The sequence below is a fragment of the Streptomyces sp. NPDC006326 genome (assembly GCF_040612915.1).
GTDB lineage: Bacteria > Actinomycetota > Actinomycetes > Streptomycetales > Streptomycetaceae > Streptomyces.
The window spans coordinates 1-6,314 of sequence record NZ_JBEXRC010000100.1 but is presented as its reverse complement, the minus strand read 5'-3'; the positions used below and the strand labels follow the sequence as shown (position 1 = coordinate 6,314).

Below are 6,314 nucleotides of genomic sequence, written 5' to 3'. Positions count from 1 at the left end.
TTGCCGCTCAGCCGGTCCCGCAGGTCCAGCACGACCTCCTCGCCCTCGACCCGGGCCCCCACCACCTCGGTCATCGCCCGCACCGAGGAACGCTGTTCGCCCGTCATCCTCTGCCGGTAGAGCATCGTGTACAGCTCTTCCAGGAACGGCGGCGCGAGGCCCGCGTAGTTGGTGAACCGCATCTCGTCGAGGACCTGGGCGCGCACCTCGGCGGGGCTGTTGTAGAAGTCGTCGACGAAGGAGGGGAAGAAGAGCTCGTTCACGAACTTGCTGGACTGGTAGTTCTGCAGCCCGATCGACCGCACCACCATCGTGACCCGGCTCTGCGGCAGGTTCTCGTGGAGGGCGAAGAACATCTCCGCCGCGCTCTGCGCCCCGCCCACCACCACCGCGCGGACCGGCTTGTCCTTCGGGATCCCGGCGATCCGCGTCCGGTACTGGGCGCTGTGGATCACCCGGTCCCCGGGCAGCCCCGCGAACACCTCCGGGATGCGCAGATCGCGGCCGCCGCCGACCACCAGATCGCGGCACCGGATCTCGTCCCCGTCGGTCAGCAGTACGCTCCAGCCGGCCACCGACCCGTCCTCGGCGCGGACCGGTTCGACACGGGCGGCGCGGGCCCCGTACCGGATCTGCACCTTGCGCAGGGAGGCGGCGACCCACTGGAGGTAGTCGGAGAACTCCCAGCGGAAGGGGTGGAAGGTCCCCAGGTTCACGAACTCGTCCAGCCGCCCCTGCTCGTGCAGGAACTTCAGGAACGAGAACCGGCTGCACGGATTGCGCAGGGTCACCAGGTCCTTCAGGAAGGACACCTGGCTGCGGGCCCACGGCATCAGCAGATCACGCTGCCATTTGACGTCCGGACTCTGCTCCAACAGCAGTGTCGTGGCCGCCAGTTCCTCGGACCCCGACTCCTCGATGGCCACTGCGAGCGCCAGATTCGCCGGACCCGCGCCGATCGCCAGTACACCCACCTCGCGCACGGTCATGCTTCCCCCTCGATGTCGATCCGGACCATTCCGGCGGCGGTCTCCGCCCGCCGCAGTGCCTCGGCCGCGCTGTCGGCGGTGGCCATGACGATCCCCGCCCGGTCCCAGGAATGCCGCAGGTCCGTGAACCGGTCCCCCGGCGCGGCGGTGACCGCGACCAGGAACACGCCGTCCACCTGCCGGGCCGCCTCCACGCCGTGTACGGCGGTGACCCGGCCGGGCGCGGCCGACAGGAACCGTACGGCGGCCCCGCCCTTGGCCTGCCGGGGCAGTTCGCCCGGCAGGTCCTCGCCCTTCATCACCGCGTAGTAGCTGCGCAGGAGCTCCACGGGGTAGGCGAGCTGGATGGTGTCGAGGATGCCGCCGCCGGCGAGCCGGCCGGCGCACTCCACCAGGTACGGGACACCACCGGCGACGATCCACTCGCAGTGCACGACCCCGTCGCGGAAGCCCACGGCGTCGACCACGCGCAGCGTCTGCGCCCCGAGCAGTGCGGCGAGTTCCTCGGGGATGCCGGCCGGTACGGTGTGGGCCATCTCCACCGGGTGCGGCCCGGGGAAGAGCTGTTTGCCGGTCACGTTGACGAACAGCGCCCCGCCGTCCCGTACGAGCATCTCGACGCTGTACTCCGGCCCCTCGACGTACTCCTCGGCCAGCATGGACAGCTCGATCGGCCGGTCGGGGACGAAGACACCCTCGTCCTGCACGAGGCAGTCCGCCCACGCCGTGTCGGCGTCGGCCGGGCCGTGGACCACCCGGGTGCCCACCGAGGCCTGCCGGTTCGCGGGCTTGAGCACCACGGGCCCGGACCGGCCGCGCAGGAAGGCCCGTAGCTCGTCCGGGCCCGTCACTGCGACGCTGACCGGATTGGCGATGCCGGCCGCGGCGCTGACCTGCCGCAGCAGTGCCTTGTCCCGCAGGATCTGCGCGGCGCCCAGGCCTGCGCCGGGCAGGCCGTAGCGTTCGGCGAGCCGGGCGGCGAACGGTGTCGCGTACTCGATGGCGGGGATCACGGCCGAGGGGCGCAGGTCGCGGTGGGCGAGGTAGAACGCGTCGGCGGTGCCCGGGCGGTGGTATTCCCACTCGATCAGGCCGCGGACGAAGGCCACCCCGTCGATCTGCTCGTGCACGTGCCGCTTGCGGACGACGTCCGGCTCCTCGACGTAGATCACCGAGCGGTCCGGCTGGAACGCCCCGATGGCGCCGAGCGTGACGCCCACGAAGCCGACCACCAGGACGGGGCCGCCAGGGTTTCCGTGCCCGGTCATGACGTGCCCCCGACGGATTCCGGCTTGCCCTCGGTGCTCGTGGCCCGGTCCGCCGGCGCGTCCGGTTCGGCGGGCTCCTTCACTCCGGCGAGGGCGAGCAGCCCGGCGATCCCGGTCACCACACCGCACAGCAGCCAGAAACCGCTGCCCATGCGGCTCCACAGGAAGACGCCGAAGAGGGGTGCGAGCGCCGAGGCCATACCGCCGACGGCCTGCATCGTGCCGATGTAGCGGGCCTTGATCGTCGCGGGGAAGGTCGCCGGGTGGGCGAACATGCTCGGCGCGGCGATCATGATCCCGCACACCACGAGCACCGCGCCGGTGATCGTGAAGGCACCGGACCGCGAGGACAGTCCGTACGCCGCGAGGCCCACCGCCTCGACCAGGTGGCCGGTGATCACGCGGACGTGCTTGGGCAGGCGGCTGAGGTACGCCGTGATCTTGAGCTCACAGCTGATCAGCACGACGGAGGAGACGGTGAGCACGGTGCTGTAGAAGCTGGTCGGGTACCCGTCCTCGACGAGCTCCAGCGGCAGGGCGATATGACCCTGCGCATAGGTGAGCGAGCCGAGCAGCACGGCGGCCAGGAAGGAGAGGTACGGGCGGTCCCGCAGCATCGCCCCGTACGCCGAGCGGCTGCCCGCGGCGGGCCGCTTCCCGGCACCGGCCGCCACGCCGTCCGTGCCCGCCGCATCCGCCTCGGCCTCGGCTCCGGCCGGAGCCGCTTTCCTCGGCAGCAGGGCGAAGGCCAGCAGCGCGTAGACCAGCGCGGTGGCTCCGTCGATCCAGAACAGCAGGTCCCAGTCGACCAGGATGAGCCCCGCGGCGATCAGGGGCGCCACTGCGGCGCCGATGTTCAGGGCGATCCGCATCATCGAGAAGGCCATGACCTGGTACCGGTCCGGCATCAGGTCGCTGAGCAGTACGGCGGCCGCCGGCCGGTACGCCTGGGTGAACAGTCCGGCGAGGCCCACGACGACGAGCAGGGGCACCAGCTTGCCGGGCCCGCCCAGCCAGGGGATCGCCGCCACCAGCGGGGCCGAGGCGGCCATGGCCGTCATGATGGTGGCCCTCGGTCCGGACCGGTGGGTGATCTCACCGCCCAGCATCGTGCCGAAGACCGAACCGGCGCTGTAGGCGACGAGGCTCAGGCCCGCCGTGCTCACCGACGCGCCGCGGAAGGTGAGGTACAGGACGAGGAACGTCTGCACGAACGCGCCGAGCTGGTTGATCAGTACGCCCCCGAGGAGATACCGGACGGGGGCGGGGGTCGCCTTCAGCGCATCGAACACACGGACCGGGGCTTCCTCCGTCATACCGTTCCTTCCCTCAAGGCATCGACGATCCGTCCCGCGACGAGCGGGGCCTGACTGAATCCGGAGCCGCCGCAGGCCGGGCGTGACCAGACGGCCGGACCGACGCGGGCGAGGACGGCGCCGCCGGGGTCCGCCCCGCCGATGGCACCCGCGTCGGTGGCGCCCGCGCCGACGGCGTAGTGGCAGGTCCGCACGGCCGCGACGGCGTACCGCTCGATCCCGGACAGCGGCGCCGCACCGGCCAGTTGCCCGGCCCGGGGCAGCCGGCCCTCGCCCTCCGCGCCCTCGGTGCCGGCCACCGGACGGCACACGGCATCGGAGCTGATCTTCAGGAGGGTGCCGTCTCCGGGCGGTACGGCCCAGGCCCGGCCGTCCGCGCCGAGACCCCCGGCCGCGGGCGCGCCCGCCCACCACCTGGCCGTATCCCCAGGCGGCCGCAGGTACACCATGGTCTGGCGGTACAGGACCACCGGATGCGGGACCAGGTCGCGCGACCACGGGCCGGCCGCGACCAGGACGAGATCGGCGCCCAGCGGCTCCCCTCGCGCCGGTACGACCTTGGCGGAGTCCGCGTCGATCTCCGCCACCGGGCAGTACGGGCGCAGGGTGACCCCGTCGTGCCCGGCCAGCCATCGCGCGGCGGCACGCAGCACCCGCCGCGCCAGCAGGACCCCGCCCTCCACGTCCAGCAGCCCTGCCGTGCCGGCCGGGAACTCCAGGTGGGGGAGCCGCTCCGGTTCCAGCGTCTCGACGGGGACGGCCGCCTCGGCCGCTGCGGCGGTGTCGGCGGCGAGCTGCTCCCGGGGCCGGGCCGTGACCACGCCGACCGGCCGGCACAAGGGGGTGGCCAGCAGGGTTTCCAGTTCCCGCCAGCGGCTGCGGGCGGCGGTCATCCGCCGTGTGGCGGCGGCGTCGTCCGGCTGGAAGGTGCGGATCACCCGGTGCTGATCGTAGGAGCTCGCCTGCGGGTTCGGGATCGGCCCGCGGTCGAGGACCGTCACGCGGTGTCCGGCCCGCGCGCACTCCACCGCGGTGAGGAGCCCGGTGACGCCCGCGCCCACGATGACCACCTGCCGGTGTCCGCGGGCGGCGGCCGCCGCCCTCACGGCCCGGTCTCCGCCAGCCGTGGCAGACGTACGGGCGTGAACTGCGTGGCGTACGGCCGGGCGGGGATCCTCCGGTCGTCCGGCAGGGCCTCGGCGGCCAGGTCGATGAGCAGGGGCGCCGCACAGCGCAGGAACAAGTCCACCTCGTGGCAGAAGTCGCCCGCGTCGTCCGCGGTCACCTCCCACCGGTCCAGCCGGGCCAGTTGCTCGCACAGGGTGAAGGCGCCGGCGGTCAGGCTGAACCGCCGGACGCCGAAGGCCGCCTCGAACCGTTCCAGGATGCGCGCGGCAGCCTCCCGGGACCGCTCGGACACCGGCAGCGGTCCGCGGCCGGTCCAGGCGGCGGCCTTGTCCGCCACCCGGTTCCAGGGCTGGACGAGCCGGGCACCGGTCACCTGCGTCATGGCGCCGCGGGTGAAGTTGGTGCGCTGGAAGTCCGGACCCGTCGCGGCCAGGTAGAAGCGGATGAGGTCCCGTGGCACCTCGGCGGCCAGTTGCCGTCCGGTCACGACGTGCCCGCGGCTGGTGGAGAACTTGTCGTGCTCCAGCTCGTAGAACTCGTTCGTGACGAAGTGCTCGGGCAGGGCGTAGTCGCCGAGGGCCAGGAGCATCGCCGCGCCGACGACCGCGAAGGCGAAACCGGCGTCGGAGCCGAAGAAGTAGACGACCTTCGCCCCGGCCTCGGAGAACCACAGCTCGTCGTCGGCGGAGAGGACCGCGCCGCGCTGCTCGGCCGCGAGGGCCGTGGTGTGCATGCTCCAGGCGATGGTCTCGGCGTCCGCGTACAGCACCTGGCCCGCGACCTCGGGGAACGGCGCGGGGATGCCCCAGGAGATCGGCAGGGTGAGCGGGTAGTCCGGGAGCGGCCGGGCGAGGATCTCCTCGACCATCTGGGCCAGGCGGGGCCGCATGGTCGCGCTCTGCCGGGCGAAGTAGGCGGTGAGCGCCTCGCGGTACTCCTCCAGGGGCAGCACGAGCACCTGCTGTTCGCGCAGTTCCACCGGATCGTCGGGATGCAGGGTGGAGCGCGGGTCGGTGAGGTCGCCGGAGGCGATCCAGTGCCCGCAGTTCTCGCACAGCCCGGCGCATCCGTCGGCGAGGCACACCGGGCAGCCGCCGCGCACGTACGCGTCGGTGAGGTACTCGCCGGTGCGCGGGGCGTAGGGGAACGGAACGGCTTTGAGGCGCAGTCGGCCGAGGCCGTGCAGGCGCTCGAAGAAGTGCCGGACGGTCTTGACGTACCGGTCGCCGAACCGGACGAAGCCGTCGGGCTCGATGCCCACGGCCGCCAGTGTCTGCTCCACCTGGGCCGCGGAGCGGACGCGCAGGTCCTGCGGCGAGAGGCCCAGCCGGCGGGCGGTGGTCACGATGTAGTTCTGGGTGAAGTGCACGCCCGTGCCGAACAGTACGTCGCCGCCCGCCGCGCGTCCGTACCGGGCGCAGACGTCCGCGGCGAGGAAGGGGCCGGCCAGGTGTCCGAGGTGGAGGTCGCCGTTGGCGGTCGGGCCGGGCGCGATCACCAGCGTGCGCTCGGGTGCGCTCATGCGCTGCTCCCCTCGGTGACGGCGCGGCGCGCCATGAGGTCGGTGAGGATGTCCTGCGAGCGGTGCGCGAGGACGCTGATCAGGGAGTCGG

General features: G+C 72.8%; 5 protein-coding genes. All 5 read right to left on the bottom strand.

Going from position 1 to position 6,314, the window contains the following annotated elements:
* Positions 1-989 (bottom strand): SidA/IucD/PvdA family monooxygenase (locus ABZ128_RS35305; protein WP_356853978.1); only part of this gene is annotated, 989 nt, incomplete at its 3' end.
* A complete protein-coding gene (locus tag ABZ128_RS35300) occupies positions 986-2,257 on the bottom strand; it encodes an ATP-grasp domain-containing protein (protein ID WP_356853976.1) in 1,272 nt (423 codons plus the stop codon). The genes ABZ128_RS35300 and ABZ128_RS35305, both read right to left, overlap by 4 nt.
* Positions 2,254-3,573: an MFS transporter gene (locus ABZ128_RS35295; RefSeq protein ID WP_356853975.1), complete on the bottom strand. Its 1,320-nt coding sequence runs from the start codon at positions 3,571-3,573 to the stop codon at positions 2,254-2,256. Before ABZ128_RS35295 ends, ABZ128_RS35300 begins: the two co-directional genes overlap by 4 nt.
* Positions 3,570-4,679: an FAD-binding oxidoreductase gene (locus ABZ128_RS35290; RefSeq protein WP_356853974.1), complete on the bottom strand. Its 1,110-nt coding sequence runs from the start codon at positions 4,677-4,679 to the stop codon at positions 3,570-3,572. The genes ABZ128_RS35295 and ABZ128_RS35290 overlap by 4 nt, the downstream gene beginning before the upstream one ends.
* Positions 4,676-6,223: a class I tRNA ligase family protein gene (locus ABZ128_RS35285; protein WP_356853973.1), complete on the bottom strand. Its 1,548-nt coding sequence runs from the start codon at positions 6,221-6,223 to the stop codon at positions 4,676-4,678. The genes ABZ128_RS35290 and ABZ128_RS35285 overlap by 4 nt, the downstream gene beginning before the upstream one ends.
* Positions 6,224-6,314 lie beyond the last annotated feature (91 nt).

Coding starts and splice junctions, on each gene's coding strand:
- ABZ128_RS35300 (WP_356853976.1), bottom strand. CDS start 2,257: ATGACCGGGCACGGAAACCCTGGCGGCCCCGTCCTGGTGGTCGGCTTC.
- ABZ128_RS35285 (WP_356853973.1), bottom strand. CDS start 6,223: ATGAGCGCACCCGAGCGCACGCTGGTGATCGCGCCCGGCCCGACCGCC.
- ABZ128_RS35295 (WP_356853975.1), bottom strand. CDS start 3,573: ATGACGGAGGAAGCCCCGGTCCGTGTGTTCGATGCGCTGAAGGCGACC.